Below are 24,073 nucleotides of genomic sequence, written 5' to 3'. Positions count from 1 at the left end.
TGCAGCATTGCGCAATCGCTTCGCCGCGGATCGCTGCGCGCACAACGAAGGGCTCTATGACGGTTGCATTCAATGAATCATCCGGCAGTGCGCCGGACGAGGTGTTGATCGGTCTTGCCGGCATCGGCAAGACGTTCGGTCAGGTCAAGGCGCTGAGCGGCATCGACTTTGCATTTCGCAAGGGCGAGTGTGTCGGTGTCGCGGGTCACAACGGCGCGGGCAAGTCGACCCTGATGGCGGTGCTGGCGGGCGTGTATGCGCCCGACCAGGGCACGCTCTCGGTGGCGGGCCAGCCGCTCAGCCATTACGACGCCAACGTCGCGCGCGAAGCGGGCGTGCGTTGCGTGTTTCAGGAGTTGTCGCTGTGCGCGAACCTGTCGGTCGCGGAGAACATGTGCATCCTGCATCCGCAACTCAAGGGACGCGGCTGGCGCAGAAAAGCGACCACGTTGATGATCAAGCAGCTCGATGCGATTTTCCCTGGCCACGGCCTGAAGGGACATGAACTCGTCGCGGACCTGACGCTCACGCAACGTCAGATGGTTGAAATCGCGCGCGCGTTCACGGTGGTCGTGGCGCCGGTGAAACTCGTGATTCTCGACGAGCCGACCTCCAGCCTCGACGCCCATACGGCCGGGCAGTTGCTGACGTTCATCCGCGCGGCGGCGGCCCGTGGCATTACCTGCATCCTGATCAGCCACATGCTGGGCGAGATCGAACGGGTGGCTAACCGCGTGCTGGTGATGCGCGACGGCATGGCCGCTGCTGTGTTGCCGCGTGACGCGTTGACTCAGGATGCAATCGTGCGCGCGATGGGACAGCACGTCGAAGTCGAGCGTCAATCGCACCAGGCCGGCCGGGCGCGGGGCAACGGCCACGCAGCGGATTTTACGTGGCAGGTTGGGCCGGCTGCCGCGAAACGCTCCACGATTGAGGCGACACGCGGCGAAATCGTCTGCTTTGCAGGCCTTGCCGGCCAGGGGCAGACCGAGGCATTGCTCGCCATCTATCGCGATGCCGTGAAACGCGGAGCGGCGACACGCGTGGCGTTCGTCGCTGGAGATCGCGCCGACGACGGCGTGTTCCCGCTCTGGTCCGTCAGCGAGAATCTCGCGATCCGCTCGCTCTATGGCGCAGCGAACGGTCTGCGCAAGCGCGGCCTGGTCGATGCCGAAGGCGTGCGCAAGCTGGTGCAGGACTGGCGCGCGAAGATCGGAATTCGCGGCGCCGCGACGCGTGCGGGCATCCTGTCGCTGTCGGGCGGCAATCAGCAAAAGGTGCTGTTTGCACGCGCGCTCGCCTCGGATGCCAACCTGATCCTGATGGACGATCCGACTCGCGGCGTCGATATCGGCACCAAGCGCGACATCTACGAGCTCGTGCGCGGCGAGGCGTCGAACGGCCGCACGTTCATCTGGTACACCACGGAAAACGACGAGCTCGCCTGGTGCGACCGCGCCTATGTGTTCCGTTCGGGCCGCGTCACGCGCATGCTGCACGCCGACGAATGCACTGAAGAGGCGCTGCTCGCCGCCAGTTTCGAGGAGCAAGCCGCATGACGCCTTCCGTCGCGACAGGACTCAAGGTCCACAACGCGCGCAATGTCCGCGTTCTCAGGGCGTCGCTGCCGGTGTTTTCGCTGGTGGTCATTCTGGTGCCCATCTTCATTCTGCAGCCGGCAACTTTCAGTTACTTTGGTTTGGGACTCCTGCTTAATCTCGCCGTGCCGATTGTGTTCGCCACGCTCGCGCAACTGGCCGTGATTACCGTGAACGATCTCGATCTGTCGATCGGCGCCTTCGTCAGCCTGACCGCCTGTATTGGCGCCACCTTGTGCGTGCGCGAACCGTGGCTCGGCGTGGTGGCGCTGGTCGGTTGCGTGCTGGCGTATGCGGCGATCGGCGCGCTGATCGAATTCCGGCAGATTCCTTCGATAGTGGTCACGCTCGGCCTGTCGTTCGTCTGGACCGGACTCGCCGTACTGCTGTTGCCGTCGCCGGGCGGCAGCAGCCCGACATGGCTCGGCAGCCTGATGACGTTTCAGACGCCGCTCATCGCCGCGCCAATTGTCTGGTCGATTGTGATTGCGGTGCTCGGGCATCTGTTGCTGATGCGTTCGTCGGCGGGCGTGCGGGTGAGGGCGGTGGGCGGCAACCCGCGGGCCATGAGCCGCTTCGGCTGGTCGATGGTGAAGAGCCGCGCGATCCTGTATGGCGTGGCGGGCATCTTTGGCGTGTGCTCGGGTCTGTCGTTGCTCGGCCTCACTACCTCGGCCGACCCCAACCTCGCATTGCGCTATACGTTGCTGTCGATTGCATCGGTGATCCTCGGCGGCGGCGAGTTTATCGGTGGACGGGTCTCCGTGTGGGGCGCCGTGCTCGGCGCCATTACGCTTACCGTGGCCGCATCGTTTCTCGCCTTTCTGAACGTGTCGCCCGACTGGCAAGTGGGCATGCAAGGCGCGATCCTGATTGCGGTGCTGTCTCTGCGGGTACTGTTGCAGCGTAGCGGAGGACGTCAATGAACCGGCCGTCCGAACTTCGCTCTGCCACTACGTCAGCTAGCGACGCACGGCCCACGCTCGGCGCGCGCCTCAGAACGTTGCGTGCGCCGTGGGCGTGGTCGTTCGTCGGGGCGATCGGCGTGGCCATTGTTATCGCGCTGGTGTTTGGGCTGTCGATTGCCGGCAATGTCGTGCTGACCGCGCTCGTATTCGGCGTATTCATGGTACTGGTCGGTCTCGGACAGATGCTCGTCATCACCTCGGGGCCGGGCAATATCGATCTTTCGGTGCCGTCCGTCATCGCGCTGGCCGGCATGATCGGCGTTCACGTGATGGACGCCTATGGGATTTTCAGCGGGTTTGTCGTGGCTATTGCGGCGGGTGCGGTTGCAGGTCTCGCCAACTATCTGCTGATTCGCGTGCTGCGCATTCCACCGATTATCGCGACCTTGTCGTCGAGTTTCATCATCCAGTCGGTCGCGATCACCCAGAGCCGCGGCATGAATGCACCGCCCGTCGCGCTCGAAACCTTTGCCAACGGACACTTGCTGGGCGTGCCGCATCTCGCGGTGATCGCGCTGGTTTTGTCGGTGGCGATTGCGGTGTTGCTGCATCTGACGGTATTCGGGCGCGGGCTGTCCGCGGTCGGTCAGAATCCGCGTGCGGCGTGGCTATCGGGCGTGGGGGTGGAGGCGACGCGCTGCAAGGTGTACATGCTGTGCGGCAGTATCGCCGCGCTGACCGGCGTACTGCTCGCGGCCGTGTCAGGCGGGGCGACGCTGGATATGGGTGTTGAATACATGCTGATCTCGATTGCGGTGGTGGTGATCGGCGGCACCCAGGTGACCGGCGGCCGCGCGACGGTCGTCGGCGTGTGGGGCGCGTCGATGTTCCTGTTTCTCACCAATGCCGTGCTCAATGCATTGGGTGCGGGCGCCGGCGTGCGCTCGATTGCTTATGGACTGCTGATTATTGTCGTCGTGGTGGCGGCGGGCGGCCGGTCGGCGCGTTATTAGGAAGGCGACAATGGATCCAAAGGACTTTGAAGTTCACGACACACGCTTTCGTGCCTTGCTGCAGCCCAACGCGGCACTCGAAAAGCTATACGGTGCCTGTTTATGGGCGGAAGGGCCGGTGTATTTTCCCGCCGGCGACTACCTCGTGTGGAGCGACATTCCGAATAGCCGCATGCTGCGCTGGGTGCCCGGCATGGGCGTGGGCACATTTCGCGCGAATTCGAATTTCTCCAACGGCAACACGCGTGACCGCGAAGGGCGGCTGGTTAGCTGCGAGCACGGCTCGCGCCGCGTGACGCGTACCGAACATGACGGCAGCATCACGGTGCTGGCTTCCGCGTATCAAGGCAAGCGGCTCAATTCGCCCAACGACGTGATCGTCAAGGCCGATGGCTCGGTCTGGTTCACGGACCCCGACTACGGCATTCTCAGCGACTACGAAGGCGGCCGCGCCGACAGCGAAATCGGCCGCTGCAATGTGTACCGCATCACGCCGGGCAGCGGCGAAGTGGTGCTGGCGGCGGATGACTTCGTCAAACCCAATGGACTGGCTTTTTCGCCGGACGAAAGCCACATCTATATCGCCGATTCGGCGGCTTCGCATATCGAGGGCGCGCCGCATCATATCCGCGTGTTCGATGTGGTGGACGGCAAGCTGCGCAATGGCCGCGTGTTCGTCGATATTCAGCAAGGCGTGCCCGACGGCATGCGCGTGGACGAATTCGGCAACGTCTGGACCAGCGCGCTCGACGGCGTGCATTGTTATGCGCCGGACGGCACGCTGCTTGGCAAGATCCTGTTGCCGGAAGTGGTGGCCAACCTGACCTTCGGCGGCTTGCAGCGCAATCGCCTGTTCATTGCCGCGAATACCTCGCTCTATTCGCTCTATGTGGCCGTGCGCGGCGCGGCGACGTGAAGCGGCGCATGATCGCCAAGCCGCTCGGCGCAGGCGCGCAGGATCGCAATGAACTCCTGGGCCGGCTGCGACGGCGTTTCATTCTTGCGCGTGACGATGCCGTAATTCGACATGGTGCGCCGGATCGGCACGGCGAGCCGCCCAAGCACACCGTTCTGGACATACTTCTCGACGGCGGCGCGCGGCTGGAGCGAGATCATGTCGGTGGCCTGCAGCAGTTCGAGCGTGGCAAAAATCGAAGGCGTCTCGACCATGCCGACTGGCGCAAGCAGGCCGGCGGCAGCGAAGGTTTCGTCGAACAGATGGCGGATCGCGGTGGCGGGCGGGTAGAGAATCCACGGCCAGGAGCCGAGATCGGCGATCTCGAGCGACGCCTGTTCGAGCAATGGATGATGCCGTCCGACCACCGCCCACACCGGCTCCGCCGAGAGATCCTCGACATTGAAGAGGGTTTCCTGACGCGCTTCCGTGAGACGGCCGATCATCACGTCGAGCTTTTTCTCTTCGAGCCAGAGCGCCAACTGGTCGCTGCTCTGGTCGCTCAGCCTGACGATGAGCCGCGGCCGCTGCTGCTGGATTTCCTTGATTGCGGCGGTGACGAGCTGCGCGGTGGATCCGGTAATGGCGCCGATCGCGAGGTGGCCGTAGCCGCCGTTTTTTTGCGCGGAGAATTCGCCGAGGAATTTGCCCAGATCGGCCACGGCCGCGCTGGCATAGCGTAAAGAGAGCACGCCGAGATCGGTCGGCCGCATTTCGCGCGGCAGACGCTCGAACAGCGGCGCGCCGAACATGCTTTCGATGTCGCTCAGTATCTTCGTCGCGGCGGGCTGGGTCATGTGCATCTGCTCGGCGGCAATCCGCAGATTGCGCGTGCGTCCGAGGATGTCGAGCAACTGCAGATGCTTGAAGCGCAGTCGGCTCAGCACATTCGGAGGGGGCGAGGCGGGCAGTCTGGACATAGGGTTTGCACCAAGTAGCTCATAACCGTTTGGAATCGATTGTACTGAAGGCGCGATTGGATGTTTAAACGTGGCGGCCCTAGAGTGGCGTGTCGCCGCGCGGACAGCGCGCTGCCGCTGGCGTTGTCGTTGTCGTTGCGGCTGCGTTTGCCGCGCTCTGTGGCGCAGGCGGCAGCACTATTGGAGAGAGCATCATGACGTTCGAAGCTGAAAAGACCGCGGCCGGATCCGCTGACAACACGGCAAGTGCCGAGCCGGTCGTGCGCCTGCATCCGCTGGATGACGTGGTGATCGCGCGGCATCAGCTTGTCGCAGGGGTACAGATTGGCGGCGGCGTGGTGGTACGGGGTCTGGTTCCCGCCGGTCATAAGGTCGCGGTGCGCGCCGTCGAATCGGCTGCTCCGGTGCGCCGCTATGGACAGATCATCGGCTTTGCCAGCCGGCCGATCGAGGTGGGCGAGCATGTCCACACGCATAATCTGTCGATGGGGCATTTCGACCGCGACTACGCCTATGGCGAGGATGCCAGGCCGCCTAGCCCGGGCAGCAAGACGGCGCGTTTCATGGGCATCGTGCGCGCGGACGGACGTGTCGCGACCCGCAATTACATCGGAATCCTGACTTCTGTGAATTGTTCGGCTACAGCCGCGCGGGCCATTGCCGACTATTTTCGCCGCGACATCCATCCCGAAGCGCTCGCCGCCTTTCCTAACGTAGACGGCGTGGTCGCCCTGACGCATGGCCAGGGCTGCGCGGTCGACGCCGAAGGCGAAGCTCTCGGCCTGATTCGCCGCACGCTCGGCGGTTATGCCCGGCATCCGAATTTCGCGGCCGTGCTGATCGTCGGGCTGGGTTGCGAGACCAACCAGATCGACGGCCTGTTGCGCAGCGAAAGCCTGACGCCGGGCGCGGCGCTCAAGACCATGACGATCCAGGCGACCGGCGGCACGGCGCGCACGGTGGCGGCCGGCATCGAAGCCGTCAAGGCGATGCTCGTCGAAGCGAACAAGGTGCAGCGCGAACCGGTGGACGCCAGCCATCTGGTGATCGGCCTGCAATGCGGCGGCTCGGACGGCTATTCGGGTATCACGGCGAATCCGGCGCTGGGCGCGGCGGTCGATCGTCTGGTGGCGCACGGCGGCACGGCGATCCTCTCCGAGACGCCGGAAGTGTACGGCGCCGAGCATCTGCTGACGCGCCGCGCCGTTTCGAAGGAAGTGGGCGAGAAACTCGTCGAGCGCATCCACTGGTGGGAAGATTACTGCGCGCGCATGAACGCCGATCTGAACAACAATCCCTCGGCGGGAAACAAGGCAGGAGGACTAACGACCATTCTGGAGAAGTCGTTGGGTGCGGTAGCGAAGGGTGGCACCACTAACCTCGTGGAGGTGTATCGCTATGCCGAACCGGTTCACGCGCATGGCCTCGTTTTCATGGACACGCCGGGTTACGATCCCGTCTCGGCAACCGGGCAGGTGGCGGGCGGCGCCAATCTCATCTGCTTCACGACGGGGCGCGGCTCCGCTTATGGCTGCGCGCCTTCGCCGTCACTGAAACTGGGCACCAACACCGCGTTGTGGCGGCGCCAGGAAGAGGACATCGACCTGAATTGCGGCACGATTCTCGACGGCGAGAAGAGCATCGACGAGTTGGGTCAGGAGATCTTCGAACTGATGCTCGCCACGGCGTCCGGCTCGATGTCGAAGAGCGAGCTTCATGGCTATGGGCAGAACGAATTCGTGCCGTGGCAGATCGGCGCGATCACGTAAGTAACAACCGGCGTATCACATCGCTATGCCGGACTGGACTCTTTCGCTTCGTATGGAGCGGCGGCGCGCTCGCGATAGATGAACAGCAACAGCACGACGCGTTCGTAGCCCGCTTGCAGCACGCCGGGCTGGTACAGGCCGGCAAAGCCGCCCGCGCCGAGGACCGTTCCGTCTACGTCGACGCCGCCGCGACGCCATAACTGATCTCTCCCGACGCCGCCGACAGCCAGTGCTGCACGTTCGCGGCATCGCGCGGATTCTCGGGCAGCGCGCCTTTCCTTTTGCCGGAACTGCCGCAGTCGCCGCACGGTCGGCGCGGTATCGGCGACAATAGCGCGGGTTTGAGAACGGCGACTGGCTCGCCGACCACGTACAGGAGATTCTGATGTTCGAGCATGTCCCCGCCTATCCGGGCGATCCGATTCTGAGTCTGAATGAAGACTTCCAGCTTGATCCGCGCGCGAACAAGGTCAATCTGAGCATTGGCATTTATTTCGATGCCGACGGCAAGCTGCCGATGATGGACGCGGTGCGCAAAGCGGAGGCCGCGTTACTGGAGATGCGCGCGCCGCGTCCGTACCTGCCCATGGCGGGTCTCGCCGACTATCGCGATGCTGCGCAGGCGCTGATATTCGGCGCGGGCTCCGAGGTCCGCAAGGCGAATCGTGTGGCGACCTTACAAACGGTGGGCGGCTCGGGCGCGCTGAAGGTGGGCGCGGACTTTCTGAAGCGCTATTTCCCCGCATCGCAGGTGTGGATCAGCGACCCGAGCTGGGAAAATCACCGGGTCGTGTTCGAGGGCGCGGGCCATACCGTCAACACCTATCCGTACTACGACGAGCAAACCGGCGGTCTGCGTTTCGACGAAATGCTGGCCGCAATCGATCGTTTGCCGGCCAAAAGCGTGGTGTTGCTGCACGCGTGTTGCCACAATCCGACGGGCGTCGATCTGAGCCTCGCGCAATGGGCCGCGTTGGCGCCGGTATTGCAGCGCCGCGAGTTGATCGCGTTCGTGGATATGGCCTATCAGGGCTTTGGCGCAGGGCTCACTGAAGATGCGGCCTGCGTCGGTTTGCTGGCCGAAGCCGGCGTTGCGTTGATCGTCGCCAGTTCGTTCTCGAAGAATTTCTCGCTCTATGGCGAGCGCTGCGGCACGCTGAGCGTCGTGTGTGTTTCCGCCGATGAAGCGGGGCGCGTGCAGGGCCAACTGATGTCGGTGATCCGCGCCAACTACAGCAATCCGCCCACGCATGGCGCGAAACTGGTGGCAGGCGTGCTGCGCGACCCCACATTGCAGCGGCAGTGGGAGGCTGAATTGAGCGTCATGCGTGAACGCATTCTTTCGATGCGTCACGCGATGCACGCGGGCCTGGCCGGCCGGGTCGACGAGGTGTTGAGAGCGCGCTATCTCGCCCAGCACGGCATGTTCACGTACACGGGTCTCACGGAACGTCAGGTGGAAACGCTGCGTAACGATCACGGCGTCTATCTGCTGCGCTCGGGGCGCATGTGCGTCGCCGGACTGAATGAGCACAATGTTTCGTATGTGGTGTCGGCGATCGCGGAAGTGGCCGGTGCGTGAGCGGCAACCCGGCGTGTGGACACCCGTTATAAGGATTCAGGCATGAAGATCTGCATTTATGGAGCCGGCGCCATCGGCGGCTGGATGGGCGTGAGGCTCGCGCAAACGGGCCACGAGATCAGCGTGGTCGCACGCGGTGCGACGCTCGCGGCGTTGCGCGAACATGGTCTGCAACTCGTGGAAAACGGCAAGACGGCTGCGGTACAGGTCGCCGCGAGCGAGAGCAGTGCGGACCTCGGGCCGCAGGATATCGTGATCGTCGCGGTGAAAGCGCCGGCCATGGCCGCGGTGGCGGCCGGCATCGCGCCGTTGCTGACGAAGGACACCGTCGTCGTCACGGCGATGAACGGCGTGCCGTGGTGGTTCTGCGATGGCCTGGGCGCCGCTTTCGCAGGCAAGCGCCTGACCTCGGTGGATCCGGACGGCGCAATTGCCGCGGCGATTCCGAGCGCGCAGACGATCGGCTGCGTGGTTCACGCGAGCTGCCTGCAGGATGCGCCGGGGGTGATCCGCCATCATCTCGGCAATGGACTCATCCTGGGCGAAGCCTGCGGGCAGCCCAGCGAGCGCCTGCAGACGCTGGTGGCGATGCTCGTGGCAGCCGGCTTCAACGCGTCCGCTTCACAGCAGATTCAGCGCGACGTCTGGTACAAGCTGTGGGGCAACATGACGATGAACCCGATCAGCGCCATCACGGGCGCCACCACCGACAAGATTCTCGGCGACGATCTGGTGCGCGGCTTCGTGACGAGCGCGATGCTCGAGGCCAAGGAGATCGGCGCGAAATTCGGCATTCCTATCGATCAGGCGCCGAGCGACCGGCATCAGGTGACACTCAAACTCGGCGCGATGAAAACCTCCATGCTGCAGGACGTGCTGGCGCGCAAGAGCGTGGAGCTAGACGCGCTGGTGGGCGCCGTGCGCGAACTGGGCCAGATCACCGAAGTGCCGACGCCGTTCATCGACGCGCTACTGGGTTTGAGCCGCCTGCATGCGCGCACCCTGGGTCTGTACTGATTCGATACGGCTACGCGAAAAGGGGCGAAGCGTCACCAATTCGGATACATTGTCGGTTCCCACGCTGTGCCTTCCTTGGGAATCAACGAAGCATTCGTATGGAGATAAATAATGACCTTTTCACCTTCCAGGAAAGTCGCTGTTTTGCTGGCTTCGGCGGCGCTCGTCGTCGGCTCAGTCGGCTCCGTCGGTTCAGCGTTCGCGCAAAGTGGCGGGGGCGGTTCGGCCAGCGGCGATGACGCCAATGCGGGCACCGCGGCGCCCGCTCCGGCCTCGTCAACCAAGGCTCAACGCAAGGCCGCCCGCAAGCAGGCGCGGGCGAAAAAGAATGCCGAACTGAAGAAGCTGGAAGATGCGGGTTATCACCCATCGCAGAACGACCCCAACTATCCGCAGGATCTGCAGAGCGCGGAGAAGAAGGCGGGAATCGGTCAGGGCGCGAGTCAGTAAATAGCCTGCAACCCGCTGCGCCTCGCCTTTAATATCTCAGGCGAGGCGGCCAAAATCCCGCCCGAGCGCCTTGCTCGCCGCGGTTGAAACAACCCGGCTGCGCTTGATCGCGCCACGCCGGCTAACCGCCGAGGCGCCGCGCCATTTCGGTCGCGCACGCTGCGCGGCGGACGCCGAACAGGCGAACGACACCCCCTCGTCCCGCATCTGCGCGGGAATGGATGCCACAGTCGCTGGCGCAAGCTGCGCATGTGCGGGACGAACCTTGAACAGGTCTGCTTGCAGATCGCCCGCGCCTTCATGAATGGAGGGCAGGTAGGCAGCAGGCAGTGCTTCCTGAAGCGTGGCCGCCGCCGCATCGACACCTGCCTTTAGCTCGCCCGCATGCTGGTTGACGGTACGCTCGACGGTGCTCTGCACGTCGGCGGCCGCCAGTTCGATACTGCTTTTCAGCTTGCGCAGTTCATCCATCTGGATCTGCAGGTCGACTTCCGACTGCACGCTGCTGAGGTAGCGTTGCGCACGTCCCAGCAGTGTGCCGGCCGTGCGGGCGACGCGCGGCAATCGTTCGGGGCCGAGCACGACCAGCGCGACCACGCCGATCACGGCCAGTTTGGAAACGTCGAAATCAAGCATGGCTGCTGGGTCTCCGGGTTGATGTGCTATCGCTCGGACGCACGGCGTTATTGTGGTTCGACGGCCTTCGAGCTGCTCTGCGCGGCCACCGGTTCCGCGTCCTGCATGCCTTCCTTGAATCCCTTGATCGCGCCGCCGAGATCCGAACCGAGGTTGCGGATTTTCTTCGTGCCGAAGACCAGCGAAACGATCGCCAGAACGATCAGCCAATGCGTAATGCTGAGGCTACCCATGATCACACTCCTTACTGATGGTTTGAACTCGCCCGATAACCTGACTCAGGGCGTGCGCAGATCGTAACGGCATTCGCGCCGTCGATGTATCAGAGCTGTTGATGGTTAGGCAAAGAAATCCTGATTGTTCATTTGCCGGTCACGTTCCTAATATTTGCGGCACGGAGAGGACGCTGTCCTGCTGCTGCAGTGAGCCATCCACCTTGAGCGGCGGCTCACTGCAGCAAAGGAAACAGCCGGTCCTCCCTATAGCCCGCGTCGCACAGGCGTCGACCCTGACTTGCGGGAATTGATCTAAAGAAATGCTTAGGAGAAGAAACAATGACTGATTTGACCCGTCGCAGTGTGCTGGCTGGGGCTGCTGCTGGTGCGGTGGCGCTCGGTGCATCGGCTGTCGCCAAGGCTGCTGAATTCGGTAACCCCGATAGCCCGCTGCAAGGCGCCATCAACTCGACACCCGCCGCGATCTCGGAGCCCGGTCCGCAGAATCCGCAACTGCGCGACGTCCTGCCGTCGTTCAACAACCCGCCGCCGACCGACGTGGGCGGCATGCCGATTCCCTGGGCCTCGTTCAACGAAGCACACAAGCGGATTCAGGCGGGCGGTTGGGCGCGTGAAGTGACGACCAAGGCGTTTCCGGTGTCGAAGGACATCGCCGGCGTGAACATGCGCCTCGGACCGGGCGGCGTGCGTGAGCTGCATTGGCACCAGCAGGCCGAGTGGGCCATCATGGTGAGCGGCGAAGTGCGTATCACGACCATCGACACCAAGGGCCGCGCTGAAGTGGCGGACGTGCAATCCGGCGACATCTGGTATTTCCCGCCCGGTCTGCCGCACTCGCTGCAGGGTCTCGGCGACAACGGCGGCGAATTCGTGCTGGCATTCGACAACGGCGCGGCCGGCGAATTCAACACGCTGATGGTGTCCGACTGGATCGCCCATACGCCGCCGGATATTCTGGCGCAGAACTTCGGCGTTCCGGCTGAGAAGTTTAAGGAAATCCCGCTCGAACAACTGTGGATTTACCAGGGCGCGAAGGCCGGCCCGCTGGCAGCCGATCAGGAGTACTGTGCATCGCCGGCTGGCCGTCCGGATCATCCGTTCATCTTCCGCATGGGCTCGATGGCGCCGACCATTTCCACGTCAGGCGGTGAAGTGCGTATCGTCGACAGCCGCAACTTCCCGATTTCGAAGACCGTGGCCGCGGCGCTCGTGACGGTCAAGCCGGGCGGTCTGCGTGAATTGCACTGGCACCCGGACAACGATGAATGGCAATACTTCATCAAGGGCACGGGCCGCATGACGGTGTTCAACACCGGACCGGCGGCGCAGACGGTGGACTTCAATCCGGGCGATGTGGGCTATGTGGAGAAGAACCTCGGCCACTACATCAAGAACACCGGTAAGGACGATCTGGTGTTCCTCGAGATTTTCAAGTCGGATCATTTCTCGGAAGTGACCTTGTCGCAGTGGCTCGCCAATGTGCCGCGTCAGTTGCTGAAGGAACACTTGCGCGTCGACGACGAAACCCTCGATGCGATCCACAACCTGAAGCAACGCCGCGACGTGCTGGCCTAAGCGTCACGCGTGCAGTAACCCGTAGTACCGGCGCCGTGCGTGCGCGGGTTCCATGCGAACCCGGGCCACGGCGCCCATCCGGATTCGATACTGTCCCGCCCGCGTGGCGCGGCAGAAGCAGTCAGTCCCTACCGACACCAAGCAGCACTGTGAAGAGGCGCTCATCATGTTGATGGCCATTAAACGAACCGCCGGCTACGCACTCTCCGGGGAAGCGACCGCCGACACGGTCACGGCGATGCGTGACACGCTCGACAACAACCGCCGCGGTTTGCGCGCGCTGCTGCCGTTCGCGGGGCCGGCTGTGATCGCCTCGGTGGGCTACATGGACCCGGGCAACTTCGCGACCAACATTCAGGCCGGTTCGACCTATGGTTACGAACTGCTGTGGGTGGTGCTGCTGTCGAGCCTCGTGGCGATGCTGTTTCAGGCGATGTCGGCCAAGGTCGGCATCGTCACCGGCCGTAGTCTCGCTGAATTATGCCGCGACGAGTTTCCGCGGCCGCTCGTGATCGGCATGTGGATCGGCTCGGAAATCGCCGCCATGGCCACCGATCTCGCCGAATTCATGGGCGCGGCGATGGGCATTTCGCTGCTGTTCCATCTGGCGATGGGTTGGGGCTTGCTGATTACGGGCGTCGTCACCGTCGGGATCCTGACGCTCGATAAAAAGGGCTTTCGTCCGCTCGAAATCGTGATCGCCGCGCTGATCACCGTGATCGGCCTGAGCTATCTGTGCGAGCTACTGATCGCGCCGCCCGACTGGCACGCCGCGCTGTTTCATACCTTCGTGCCGCATCTGCATGGCAACGACGCGCTGATGCTCGCCGTGGGGATCGTCGGCGCCACCATCATGCCGCATACGATTTATCTGCACTCCGGCCTGACGCAGAACCGCGCGCCGGCACGCAACGATTACCAGCGCCGCAAGCTGGTGCGCTTTTCCAATCGCGAAGTGATGATTGCGCTGGGTTTTGCCGGCCTCGTGAATCTGGCGATGGTGGCGATGTCCGCTTCAGTATTCAGCAAGAAGACCCCGGGCATCTCGGACATCGCGGTGGCCTATCACACCTTGACGCCGGTGCTGGGCGCCGGTGCCGGCGCGCTGTTCCTCGTTTCGCTGCTGGCCTCGGGCATCTCCAGTTCCGTGGTGGGCACGATGGCCGGCCAGAACATCATGCAGGGTTTTGTCGGCTTCAAGACGCCGGTGATGGTGCGACGCCTCATCACCATGGTGCCGGCGGTGATCGTCTGCATGACCTGCAATCCGATGAGCGCGATGATCGACAGCCAGATCGTGCTGAGCATCATCCTGCCGATTCCGCTCGTCGCGCTTGTCGTGCTGTCCTCGCGCCGCTCAGTGATGGGTGGATTTACGGCTGGCCGCAAGCTGATCGGCACGGCTGTCGTCGCCACCGGCGTGATTTTGGCCCTGAACGTGATGCTCATCTGGCAATCCATCGTCGCGTAACAGTGCGCGGGTGCGAAGCGCCACATCGAGATGGGCGCTCGGCGAGGCAATCATCGGTGTTTCTTGAGCGGCGCCTTCAGGAGGTTGAAGATCCATGCCCGTCTGCACCTTGTCGATTCCCGTGAAATGTTCGAGCCGCGGGCCGCCCTCAGTGAGAAGAAACTGCCGGAAGTCGAGGGCCGCCGGCGGCAGATGCCGGTCCGCACGATGGACCACGCACCAATGGCGTTTGAGGGGAAAACCCTGTACGTCGAGCACTTTGAGCAAGCCGGCGCGCACTTCGAACTGAACTGTCTGCGCCGCCATGAAGCTGATGCCCATGCCGGCCATGACCGACTGTTTGATCGCTTCCGCGCAACCGATCTCCATGAAGCGCGGCGCCGGATCGTGATTGGCGAAGGTGGCGTTGGCGGCGCTGCGCGTGTCGGTGCCGCTTTCCCGGACGATCAGGCACTCACGGGCAATCCGTTGATACGGGATGTTCCGTTCGCCGGTGAGCGGATGGGTCGGCGCGGCGACCAGCACAAAAGGATTCGGCGCAAAGGCCTCGGCCACGATGGCGGGGTCGTCCGGCGCATGAACCATGATGGCGAGATCGATCTGGTCGCTGCGCAGCAACGCGATCAACTGGTCGCGGCTGCGCACCGTCAGGTCCAGCTCGACGCCACTCTTGCCCTGCAGGAATGCACCAAGCAGGTGCGGAAAAAAATAACTGCCGGATGTCACGAGGCCGACCCGCAAATGCTCGGTGCCGCCTGCTTTCAGATTGTTGATTGAAAGTTCGGCAGCTTTCAGATCTGCAAGGATCACCATGCTGTGGCGCAGCATAAGCGTGCCGGCCTCCGTCAAGGCAATGCGCTTTCCCACCTGAGTAAACAGCGGCATGCCCGCGTGATCTTCCATCTGCTTGATTTGCATGGATACGGCGGGCTGAGTCAGATGCAGGTCCTCAGCCGCACGGGAAAAACTTAAATTTCGCGCAACGCTTTCGAAAATTTTTAGTTGGCGAATTGTTATGTTTCTCATCTAGCCGTCATTCCTTTGCGTAATACCGCTGCCGGGGATAAAGCGCGGTGTCGTCACAGTGTAACTTGTGTGACAAACTGTCGCACGCTCGTGCGTTATCAGGTCACTGACACAGCTTGCAAACGGTTTTTGCGGCCGCAAGGTTTGCGACGATGCGAACTCGTGGATGTTTATTTGTACTGGAGCGATAAATCGGTATCCTGTTGGCACCCGCGAACGACGGGGCGGGGAAATCAATAATCTGTGCCGTTTTGACAAAATCAAAGGCTTGTATCCTAGTCACCTTCGCATGATGGAGACGCTGTGATTCGACGTGGCCTCGGGGGTTTGCTAGTCAGTTTTTGTTGTCTTGGCAGCGCAATGGCCGCGGGTCCGACCTGCTCGCGCTCATTTACGCTGGCATTGCACGATCACGGTTTGCTGTATTCGGTCGATACCGACTCGGGTATCGACAAAGACATTGCCGACGAACTGATTCGCCGCAGCGGTTGCCAGATCAGGGTGAATTTGATGTCGCGTGCGCGAATCTGGAAGCTGATCGAATCCGGCGCACTCGATTTCAGTTTGTCCGGCATTGCCGACAATGAACGCAATCAATATGCGGATTTCGCCTGGTATTTCCGCGACAAATACTATCTGCTGGTGCGCAAGGACGCGGGCGTGCGTCAACCGGCCGATTTCGAACATAACAGCCAGTTTCAACTAGGCGTGATCCGCAGCTTCCGCTATAGCGAATCCGCCAACCAGCTGGTCGACACGCTGAGCGCCGAAAACCGCGTCACCCAGGCGGGCGGGCTGGACCCGCTGTACCAGGCGCTGCTTCTGCGACGTATCCAGGGGATGATCATCGAGCCCTTCGATTACCCCGCCATCGACGACAAAAAAATCCGCGACGTCACCACCATCGTCGCGTTCAACGACCCGTCCGTGCCACACGGACTCATCATGTCGAAGCGGGCATTGCCTGCGGCGGAGCGCGAAAAATGGCGCGCCCTGGTGAATGAAATGCGGGCCGACGGCACGGTGCAGCGAATCTTCGAGAAGTATTTCAAACCCGACCTCGCCGCCGCGATGGTCAACTTCCCGACGCCGCCGTGAACTGGGCGCGCCTTGTTCTGCTACCCATCGTCGTCCTGTCCGCTTCGCTGAGCGTGACGTGGATGCTGTGGGACCATGAGCGGCAAGCCGCCCGTCACGAACTGCAGGCGCAATTCGACTTTTCGCTCGGCGATGCGGTTAGCCGGATCGAGCAGCGCATGGGCACCTACGAACTCCTGCTGCGCGGCGTGCAAAGCATGTTCGCCGCGACCGGCGAGATGGACCGCAACCGCTTTCGCGACTACGTGGCCACACTCGATCTCGACGCCAATTTCTCGGGCATCCAGGCAGTCGGCATGGTGCCGTGGGTGCCGGCTGCACAAAAGGACCGGCATGTCGCTGCCATGCGCGGGCAAGGGGAGTCCAGCTACGCCATCGAGCCTGCCGGCGTGCGCGACGACTATGCGCCGATCATCCAGCGCGAGCCGTATATCGGCATCAACCGCGCGCCGCTCGGCTTCGATACCTGGACCGATCCGACGCGGCGTCATGCAATGGAGCAGGCGCGCGATTCCGGCATGGCCACCCTCTCCGGCAAGGTGCATCTGCGGGTGGATGCCACGGACAAGGCGCGCCCCGGCTTCATCCTGTACCTGCCGATCTATACCCGCGGACAGTCGCAGGACAGTGTCGCGCAGCGCCGCGCGCATCTGCTGGGCTGGGTCTACGCCTCGTTTCGCATGCACGACGTGATGGCCAGCCTGTATGGCGAACAGCCGCCCGGTCTGTCTATCGCGATCTACGACGGCGTCGAACAGTCGCCCGCCACCTTGCTGTACAAAACGCCGGGCGCGGCCGCGCGACATGCATCGGAGGACGTGGCGGAGCTTGCGGCCAACGAATATCTGGTCGTGGACGGTCACGACTGGACCCTGGCGATGAGTCCGCAGGACGACTTCAAAGCCCGTTTCGGCCGTAACGCGGCGTGGCTGATTGCCAGCATCGGCACGGGCCTGAGCCTGCTGCTGGCGTTTCTGACGTGGCTCATCATGACCGGGCGCGGCCGCGCGATGCGGCTTGCCTCGGCCATGACCCGCGAACTACGCGAGAACGAGGAGAAATTCCGCGCGATTGCTGACTGCACGGTCAACTGGGAAGTCTGGTGGGGGCAGGACGGCAAGCCGCGCTGGATCAATCCGTCCGTGCAGGAGTACATCGGCTATACGGTCGAGGAATGCATGGCGATGGCCGATTTCGCGGGCACCCTGATCCATCCAGACGACCAGCCGCGCGTCGCGCCCGAGTTCCAGAAAGGGATGCTGGGTGCGCGCGGCGATGAACTCGAGTTTCGCTGCATCCGCAAGGACGGCTCGTTGATCTGGCTATCCGTTTCGTGGGTGCCGATTAGCGATGCGAAGGGCGACTTCATCGGCTTTCGCACGAGCGGACACGACATCACCGAGCGCAAGATCGCGGAAGAGCGCATCAAGGAACTGGCCTTCTTCGACGCGCTGACGCATCTGCCGAACCGGACCTTGCTGCTGGATCGCCTCAAGCAGGCGATCACGGCGAGCGCGCGCAGCGAAGCCTGCGGCGCGTTGCTATTCATCGACCTCGATCACTTCAAGACCCTGAACGACACGTTGGGCCACGACAAGGGCGACATGCTGCTGCAACAGGTGGCGCAACGTCTGGCGGCGAGCGTCCTCGAGAGCGACACGGTGGCGCGCGTCGGCGGCGATGAATTCGTGGTGGTGCTCGGCAGCCTGCACGAAAACCACGAGGAAGCGGCGAATCAGACCGAGGCGCTGGGCGAAAAAATTCTCGCCGTCCTTGGGACTCCGTATCAACTTGGCGAGATCGAATACCGCAGTACCGCGAGCGTGGGCGCTACCGTATTCAGGGGGCATCAGGCGTCGATTGACGAACTGCTGAAGCAGGCCGACCTCGCGATGTACAAGTCCAAGGAAAAGGGCCGCAATGCCGTGTGTTTTTTCGACCCGGACATGCAGACGGTGGTGCTGGAACGGGCGGCGCTGGAGGCGGCCCTGCGCCAGGCCATCGACGAAAACCAGTTTCTGCTGCACTACCAGGCGCAGGTGGACGGTACCCGCGTGACGGGCGCCGAGGCGCTGGTGCGCTGGCAGCGTCCCGCGCGCGGCATCGTGCCGCCCGCGGACTTCATTCCGCTTGCCGAAGAGACCGGACTGATCCGGGCGTTGGGAAGCTGGGTCCTGGAAGCCGCCTGTCTGCAACTGGCGCAATGGGCATGCCGGCCAGAGATGGAACATCTCACGATCGCTGTCAATGTCAGCGTCCAGCAGTTTCGCGAACCCGATTTCGTGGACAACGTATTGGCCATCATCCGCCGGGCCGGCGCGCGGCCGGACCGCCTGAAGCTGGAGATCACGGAGAGCGTGCTGGTCGATAACGCGCAGGACGTCATCCAGAAGATGACGGCGCTGCGGGCGAACGGCGTCGTGTTCTCGCTGGACGATTTCGGTATCGGCTATTCGTCGTTGTCGTATCTGAAACGTCTGCCGCTGGATCAGTTGAAAATCGACCGTTCGTTTGTGCGCGACGTGCTGGTCGATCCAAACGACGCGGTAATCGCGAAGGCGATCGTGGCGCTTGCGCAGAGCCTCGGTCTGGGCGTGATCGCCGAAGGCGTGGAGACCGAGGCGCAGCGTGATTTCCTCGCGGCTGCAGGATGTCACGCTTATCAGGGATACTACTTCTGCCGGCCGCTGCCTATTGAAGGCTTCGAGGAGTTTTTGAGCCGGCTTGAGGCGGGGCTGTGTGTGGTTGAGTAAGCCCGTATCGACAGATATTCACTTAGTGACGATCCATCTCATGCAAAAGCAGGCACTTATTATTGGCGCAAGCGGTATTGTCGGCAGCAATCTGGCCGACCAGTTGTTGTCGACCGGGTGGAAGGTTGCCGGTCTCTCGCGCGGGCGCACGGCGTTGCCGCCGGGCGTCGAACCCATCACCGCCGATCTGGCTTCGGCGACTTCCGTGAGCGAGGCGCTGGCGGGGCAGTCGTTTAGCCATGTGTTCTTCACGGCGTGGTCGCGCCAAGCCACGGAAAAGGACAACATTCGCGTGAATGGCGGCATGGTGCGTCACGTGCTGGACGCGGTGGGGCCGTCGGGCACCGTGGAGCATGCGGCGCTGGTCACCGGGCTCAAGCATTATCTCGGACCGTTCGAAGCGTATGCAACCGGTGCCGTCCCCATCACGCCGTTTCGCGAGGAACAGGGCCGCCAGGCCGTGGACAATTTTTACTACGAACAGGAAGACCGTTTGTTCGAGGCGGCAAAGCAATATGGCTTTGGCTGGAGCGTGCACCGGCCGCATACGATCATTGGCTATGCAATCGGCAATGCAATGAACATGGGCGTCACGCTGGCCGTCTATGCGACGCTTTGCAGACAAACCGGCCAGCCGTTCGTGTTTCCGGGCTCTGCCGCGCAATGGAACGGCCTGACCGACATGACCGACGCGCGGCTGCTGGCGCGTCATCTGGAGTGGGCGGCGCTGTCCCCGAATGCGCGCAACGAGGATTTCAACGTCGTCAATGGCGACGTGTTTCGCTGGAAGTGGATGTGGTCGCAAATTGCCGGTTACTTCGGCATCGAGGCGGTGCCGTTCGACGGGGAGGTGCGTCCGCTAGAGCCGCGCATGCAGAACGCCGCGCAGGCGTGGAGCGGGATTGCGGCGCAGTTCGGCCTGAAGGAAGCGGATCTCGGTAAGCTGGCTTCGTGGTGGCATACGGACGCCGACCTTGGGCGTCCGATGGAGGTGATCACGGATATGACGAAGAGCCGGAAGGCGGGGTTTCTCGACTATCAGGGCACGGCGGAGGCGTTTTTCATGCTGTTTGATCGGCTCAGGAGGGAAGGGATTATTCCGCCGCGATGAGGGGCGGGCAATGCTGGAAGCTGGCGATGCGGTCGGACTGGCCGACTGCATGCCGGCGGCGGCTGCGGTGGGGCGAACGTCGGCGTTGAGTGGTTTGATGCTTCACGGGCCTCACCGTTCCCGGTCGATACGCTGCACGCGCATTCGACCCGGCGGCTCGAAGTATGTGCCGAAGCGGACCAGTCCCGCCTGCTTCAGATGGCACGTCATTTCATAGCTCACCAGAACGCCCGGATCGGAATTATGGATGTACTCGACCTCGACTGACCGGATGCGCGGCTCATAAACCAGCAATGTTGCCTCCATCTGCTGCCTGAGCAGATGGGCTGAAGCCGGCAGCGCCTTGTAGATGTTCGTGAGATCCGGCAGTCCGTAATCGGGCAGGTGCTTAAGCGCGCCCGCCCGCGTGTTGAGAATGTGACGGATGTTCTGCTGCACGCTCAGGATTTCGAGCGTTTTGTCGTCATAGGCGTCCAGCGGCTCGCCGCCGATCTGGCCTAACAGCTTGTCGTACAGCGAGGGTCCGACGGACATCGTTTATTCCTTCACGTACCGGCAGCAATCAGGTCGTCAGCTGTGGCGCTGTGGATGATTCCGTTTCGCGTCGATCGATAAAATCGATCACAAGACTTTCGTCCGCGGACATCGACAGTCGGATCTCAGCGGGTAGCAGACCCTTGGCCATCCGTGCCAGAAGCTCGCGCGACACAGCCGGAAGGATGCGCTGGTTAAGAAATGCATCGACATTGCGCGCACCGGATTCGCGTGCGAGGCAGAGCTGCGCGAGTGAACCCGTCAGCGCGTCATCGCAGGCAAGTACCACGTCGTAGAGGCTGCGCAGACGTTCTGCGATCTTCGCGACCTTTAACCGCACGATGGATGCGAGCGCCGCGGCGTCGAGCGGCCGGTAGACCAGCGTCCGGAACCGGGCCAGCAGCGCGGGCTGGAAATGAGCGACGAGGTGAGGATGAATCGCGTCGAGCAGTTCGGCTTGCGAGACGGCCGGGCTCTCTGCCGTGGCGTCGTCGATTTGCGCGCTGCCAAGATTGGACGTCATCAGGATCACGCAGTTGCGGAAGTCGATTTCGCGGCCTTCGCCATCGCGCATCGTGCCGCGGTCGAACACCTGATAGAACATGTCGAGCACGTCACGATGAGCTTTCTCCACTTCGTCCAGCAGCACAACGCTGTATGGACGCTGCCGCACCGCCTCGGTGAGAATCCCGCCGCGTCCATATCCGACATAACCGGGAGGCGAGCCCTTAAGCTGTGAAACCGTATGGGCTTCCTGATATTCCGACATATTGATAGTTGTCAGCGCGGCCTCGCCACCAAAGAGCAGATCGGCGAGGGCGAGGGCGGTTTCGGTCTTGCCTACGCCAGAGGGCCCTGCCAGCAGGAACACGCCCAGCGGCGAATGCTCGTTTTTCAGGCCCGCTTTGGCTGTGCGCAGGCTTTCGGCGAGTGCTGAAAGTGCGTCGTCCTGAGCGACCACGCGGGTGGCCAGCGTTTCTTCAAGCGTGAGCAGCCCCGCCAGTTCGTCCTCAAGCAGATTGCCGACCGGTACCCCCGTCCACTCGGCGACGACGCGGGCAATAGCCTGCGCGTCGACGTCCACGAAGACGAGCGGGGTCTTGCCCTGTGCATCCGTCACGGCTTTCCTGGCGATAACGAGTGCTTCGTTTCCGTGGCGCGATGCGTTCCGATCAGCACCGCGCTGCGCGAGCACTGCATTGACGAGTGCAAGTTCGTGTGCGTAGCGCTCCTGCAGCGCATCCCTCTGCGCGCGCGCCTGGGTAAGCGCGGCGTCCAGGGCGTCACGGCGAGTCTTGAGATTTTGCGCGCCGGCATCCTCGTCGGCGGTGAGGGCGCTGATTTCCAGTTCAAGCGCCGCGACGGCCGCCGTGGCTTGCTGGAGTTCAGCCGGTGGCGATTCCAACCCCATGCGCACGCGTGCCGCCGCCGTGTCGATCAGGTCGACCGCCTTGTCCGGGAGTTGGCGGGCCGGGATATAGCGGCGTGACAGTTTGACCGCCGCCGTAATGGCTTCATCGAGGATGTGCACGTTGTGATGCCTGGCGTAACGGCTCGCGAGGCCGCGCAGCATCAGGCATGCAGCCGGGTCGTCGGGCTCGTCGACTTTGATCACCTGGAAGCGCCGCTCGAGCGCCGCGTCGCGCTCAAAATATTCCTTGTATTCGGACCAGGTTGTGGCCGCGATCGTGCGCAACTCGCCGCGTGCGAGGGCCGGCTTCAAAAGATTGGCGGCATCCGCGCCGCCTGCAGAGTTGCCTGCACCAATGAGCGTGTGTGCCTCGTCGATGAAGAGTAGAACGGGTACTTCGGACTGCTGGACTTCATCGATCACGCTTTTCAGGCGCTGCTCGAATTCGCCCTTCACGCCGGCGCCCGCCTGCAACAGTCCCAGATCGAGCGTCAGGATGCGCACGTCGCGGATCACATTCGGCACGGCGCCGTCGGCCACCCGCAGCGCCAGTCCTTCGACGAGGGCGGTTTTGCCCACGCCGGGCTCGCCCACGAGGATCGGGTTGTTCTTGCGGCGCCGCGCGAGCACGTCGACCATTTGCTGGATTTCACGATCCCGGCCGAATACCGGATCGATTTCGCCGCGCTGTGCTTTTGCCGTCAGATCAATCGCAAAGCGGGCAAGCGCCTCGCCATCCGGTTGCTTCGAACGCGAGTGAGGGCGAGGTGTAGCAGATATGTCGGGATGCGGCCCGTCTTCGGCGCCGGCTGTCTGCGCTCGCGAACCGCTATCGTCCGCGTTGGTGCTGGCGGTTGCTGCATCATTTGCCTCGACCGAGTGCCGGTCGATTACGGAAGCAAGTCGCTGGATCTGCACGGCACTGAGCGACAGAAGCGGCCATGCGTCCCTGGCACGCAGACAATGCGGAGCGTCCACCAGCGCCTGTAGTACGTGAGCCGAACGAATCGACGGCGCGTCGAATGATCCATCGCCGGTGGCCGATGCATGCAGCCATGCGCCCTGCAGCACCTCGGCAAGCGTTCGCGCGAGAGCCGGCTTGCCGCGCAGATCGCGTGGCTGCCGCTCGATCGCAGCGAGCAACGCGTCCCACACCGCATCGATGTCGATTTCATAGTGACGAAGGATTGCCGGGATATCTCCATCGCCGCGCTCGAGCAGTTTCAGCAGCCAGTGTTCCGGCGTGATCTCGCCATGCAGGCGGGCATTGCAGAGGCTGGCTGCATCGGCGAGGGTGCTCGCGCAGTGGGAGTTGAGCTTGCGAAGCAGATGCGTGGAGTCGCGCAGCGTCATGATCGTCACAGAAAAGAGGAGCCCGAGGCCAGAGAGGCTTCGGGGAATGAATGAAAGCGCCAGCCGGTACAGAGCCGGCTGGCCAACGGAGGCTGACCTTGCCGCGATTCGGGACATCAGGAGGCTCGTGCCAGCCTCCCGGAGCCCTTTACGAGCGCTCGTTCCAGCTGTCGGCGTGGATGATGTTGCCGTCCTTGTACGACCAGGTGATCTTCTCGTAGCGCAGTTCGACGTCTTCGAGGTGGTTGTGCTTTTCAAACGCCGGATTCTTGATGTCGAGCATCTTCGGTTTGACCGCGACGACCTTCACGTTGTCGAGCTTCGTGTTGAAGTATTCCTTTTCCTTGCCTGCATCGTCGATCTTGTACCACTTGATTTCGATCGACTTCAGCGTCTGGCCGCTCGTCACCGCCTTGTACAGATAAGGTGACGACGCGTCGGTCTCCTTCGTGAAGGTGATCGGCGCATGCACGCGCGTGCCGGTCAGCTTGCCGGTATTCGAATCGGTCGGGATGTTGACGCTGTGTTGGAGCGCGACTACTTCGACGCTGCCTTCGCGGCCCTGGACCGTGACGGAGCCCTTGACATCGGCGCCACCGTCGTCTTTGATCCACATGTATGCCGGAATTGCCATCTTTTTTTCTCCTTCGTTTCGAC

General features: G+C 62.8%; 21 protein-coding genes. 13 read left to right on the top strand and 8 right to left on the bottom strand.

From position 1 onward, the window contains the following. Positions 1-56: 56 nt before the first annotated feature. The 4 genes from FQ755_RS04995 to FQ755_RS04980 are packed head-to-tail and all read left to right on the top strand — an operon-like array spanning position 57 to position 4,435. Positions 57-1,559, top strand: coding sequence for a sugar ABC transporter ATP-binding protein (locus FQ755_RS04995; RefSeq protein ID WP_144151521.1), 1,503 nt, complete (start codon positions 57-59; stop codon positions 1,557-1,559). Then, positions 1,556-2,524 (top strand): ABC transporter permease, encoded by a 969-nt coding sequence (locus tag FQ755_RS04990; RefSeq protein WP_144151519.1) that lies wholly within the window; start codon positions 1,556-1,558, stop codon positions 2,522-2,524. Before FQ755_RS04995 ends, FQ755_RS04990 begins: the two co-directional genes overlap by 4 nt. Further along, positions 2,521-3,519 carry an ABC transporter permease gene (locus FQ755_RS04985; RefSeq protein WP_144151517.1) on the top strand — a complete coding sequence of 333 codons (999 nt, stop codon included), beginning with the start codon at positions 2,521-2,523 and terminating at the stop codon, positions 3,517-3,519. The genes FQ755_RS04990 and FQ755_RS04985 overlap by 4 nt, the downstream gene beginning before the upstream one ends. A 10-nt stretch (positions 3,520-3,529) precedes the next feature. Beyond that, positions 3,530-4,435 (top strand): SMP-30/gluconolactonase/LRE family protein, encoded by a 906-nt coding sequence (locus tag FQ755_RS04980; protein WP_144151515.1) that lies wholly within the window; start codon positions 3,530-3,532, stop codon positions 4,433-4,435. On the opposite strand, the gene FQ755_RS04975 is transcribed toward FQ755_RS04980, so the two are convergent. Further along, positions 4,405-5,394: a LysR substrate-binding domain-containing protein gene (locus tag FQ755_RS04975; RefSeq protein ID WP_144151513.1), complete on the bottom strand. Its 990-nt coding sequence runs from the start codon at positions 5,392-5,394 to the stop codon at positions 4,405-4,407. The two genes, FQ755_RS04980 and FQ755_RS04975, sit on opposite strands and share 31 nt — an antisense overlap. 194 nt (positions 5,395-5,588) lie before the next feature. On the opposite strand from FQ755_RS04975, the gene FQ755_RS04970 reads away from it, so the two are divergent. Beyond that, the gene (locus FQ755_RS04970; RefSeq protein ID WP_144151510.1) at positions 5,589-7,163 is read left to right on the top strand and encodes a UxaA family hydrolase; all 1,575 of its coding nucleotides are present in this window, start codon (positions 5,589-5,591) and stop codon (positions 7,161-7,163) included. A gap of 172 nt (positions 7,164-7,335) precedes the next feature. Here the strand turns inward: FQ755_RS04970 and FQ755_RS04965 are convergent, their stop codons facing one another. After that, positions 7,336-7,560, bottom strand: a complete 225-nt coding sequence (locus FQ755_RS04965; RefSeq protein ID WP_144151508.1) for a hypothetical protein — start codon at positions 7,558-7,560, stop codon at positions 7,336-7,338. Between FQ755_RS04965 and FQ755_RS04960 the strand changes: the two genes are divergently transcribed. The 3 genes from FQ755_RS04960 to FQ755_RS04950 all read left to right on the top strand — a co-directional run bounded on the left by FQ755_RS04960 (position 7,549) and on the right by FQ755_RS04950 (position 10,212). After that, the gene (locus FQ755_RS04960; RefSeq protein ID WP_144151506.1) at positions 7,549-8,745 is read left to right on the top strand and encodes an amino acid aminotransferase; all 1,197 of its coding nucleotides are present in this window, start codon (positions 7,549-7,551) and stop codon (positions 8,743-8,745) included. The two genes, FQ755_RS04965 and FQ755_RS04960, sit on opposite strands and share 12 nt — an antisense overlap. A 42-nt stretch (positions 8,746-8,787) precedes the next feature. Beyond that, positions 8,788-9,762, top strand: a complete 975-nt coding sequence (locus FQ755_RS04955) for a 2-dehydropantoate 2-reductase (RefSeq protein WP_144151504.1) — start codon at positions 8,788-8,790, stop codon at positions 9,760-9,762. 111 nt (positions 9,763-9,873) lie between these two features. Beyond that, positions 9,874-10,212, top strand: coding sequence for a DUF4148 domain-containing protein (locus FQ755_RS04950; protein ID WP_144151502.1), 339 nt, complete (start codon positions 9,874-9,876; stop codon positions 10,210-10,212). A 36-nt stretch (positions 10,213-10,248) separates the two neighbouring features. Here FQ755_RS04950 and tatB read toward each other — a convergent pair whose 3' ends face one another. Both tatB and tatA read right to left on the bottom strand, forming a co-directional pair. Then, positions 10,249-10,848: a Sec-independent protein translocase protein TatB gene (gene tatB, locus FQ755_RS04945; RefSeq protein ID WP_144151500.1), complete on the bottom strand. Its 600-nt coding sequence runs from the start codon at positions 10,846-10,848 to the stop codon at positions 10,249-10,251. Between the two features lie 47 nt (positions 10,849-10,895). Beyond that, positions 10,896-11,081, bottom strand: a complete 186-nt coding sequence (tatA, locus tag FQ755_RS04940; RefSeq protein WP_144151498.1) for a Sec-independent protein translocase subunit TatA — start codon at positions 11,079-11,081, stop codon at positions 10,896-10,898. A 321-nt stretch (positions 11,082-11,402) separates the two neighbouring features. Between tatA and FQ755_RS04935 the strand changes: the two genes are divergently transcribed. Both FQ755_RS04935 and FQ755_RS04930 read left to right on the top strand, forming a co-directional pair. Further along, on the top strand, positions 11,403-12,659 hold the full coding sequence (locus FQ755_RS04935; protein ID WP_144151496.1) for a cupin domain-containing protein: 1,257 nt from the start codon (positions 11,403-11,405) through the stop codon (positions 12,657-12,659). A gap of 166 nt (positions 12,660-12,825) precedes the next feature. Continuing rightward, on the top strand, positions 12,826-14,130 hold the full coding sequence (locus FQ755_RS04930) for an Nramp family divalent metal transporter (RefSeq protein ID WP_144151494.1): 1,305 nt from the start codon (positions 12,826-12,828) through the stop codon (positions 14,128-14,130). Here the strand turns inward: FQ755_RS04930 and FQ755_RS04925 are convergent. Next, a complete protein-coding gene (locus tag FQ755_RS04925; protein WP_144151492.1) occupies positions 14,017-15,156 on the bottom strand; it encodes a LysR substrate-binding domain-containing protein in 1,140 nt (379 codons plus the stop codon). The two genes, FQ755_RS04930 and FQ755_RS04925, sit on opposite strands and share 114 nt — an antisense overlap. A 303-nt stretch (positions 15,157-15,459) precedes the next feature. Here FQ755_RS04925 and FQ755_RS04920 point away from each other — a divergent pair, with 303 nt between their 5' ends. From FQ755_RS04920 to FQ755_RS04910, 3 genes are read left to right on the top strand one after another with little or no spacing between them, the layout of a single operon-like run. Continuing rightward, positions 15,460-16,254, top strand: coding sequence for a substrate-binding periplasmic protein (locus FQ755_RS04920; protein WP_186308417.1), 795 nt, complete (start codon positions 15,460-15,462; stop codon positions 16,252-16,254). Beyond that, positions 16,251-19,007: an EAL domain-containing protein gene (locus tag FQ755_RS04915; protein ID WP_144151488.1), complete on the top strand. Its 2,757-nt coding sequence runs from the start codon at positions 16,251-16,253 to the stop codon at positions 19,005-19,007. The genes FQ755_RS04920 and FQ755_RS04915 overlap by 4 nt, the downstream gene beginning before the upstream one ends. 40 nt (positions 19,008-19,047) lie before the next feature. Beyond that, on the top strand, positions 19,048-20,118 hold the full coding sequence (locus FQ755_RS04910; protein WP_144151486.1) for an SDR family oxidoreductase: 1,071 nt from the start codon (positions 19,048-19,050) through the stop codon (positions 20,116-20,118). 111 nt (positions 20,119-20,229) lie between these two features. On the opposite strand, the gene tssE is transcribed toward FQ755_RS04910, so the two are convergent. The 3 genes from tssE to FQ755_RS04895 all read right to left on the bottom strand — a co-directional run bounded on the left by tssE (position 20,230) and on the right by FQ755_RS04895 (position 24,050). Then, positions 20,230-20,652, bottom strand: a complete 423-nt coding sequence (gene tssE, locus FQ755_RS04905; RefSeq protein ID WP_144151484.1) for a type VI secretion system baseplate subunit TssE — start codon at positions 20,650-20,652, stop codon at positions 20,230-20,232. Positions 20,653-20,680: 28 nt separating this feature from the next. After that, complete coding sequence (tssH, locus tag FQ755_RS04900; protein ID WP_144151482.1) at positions 20,681-23,416, bottom strand: type VI secretion system ATPase TssH; 2,736 nt, start codon at positions 23,414-23,416, stop codon at positions 20,681-20,683. A gap of 148 nt (positions 23,417-23,564) precedes the next feature. Further along, positions 23,565-24,050 (bottom strand): Hcp family type VI secretion system effector, encoded by a 486-nt coding sequence (locus FQ755_RS04895; RefSeq protein ID WP_144151480.1) that lies wholly within the window; start codon positions 24,048-24,050, stop codon positions 23,565-23,567. Between the last annotated feature and the right edge of the window lie 23 nt (positions 24,051-24,073).

The sequence above is a fragment of the Paraburkholderia sp. BCC1885 genome (assembly GCF_900996235.1).
In the GTDB taxonomy this organism is placed as follows: Bacteria; Pseudomonadota; Gammaproteobacteria; order Burkholderiales; family Burkholderiaceae; genus Paraburkholderia.
Note: the sequence above shows the minus strand (reverse complement) of the source record. Positions and strands in the feature narration are given on the sequence as shown.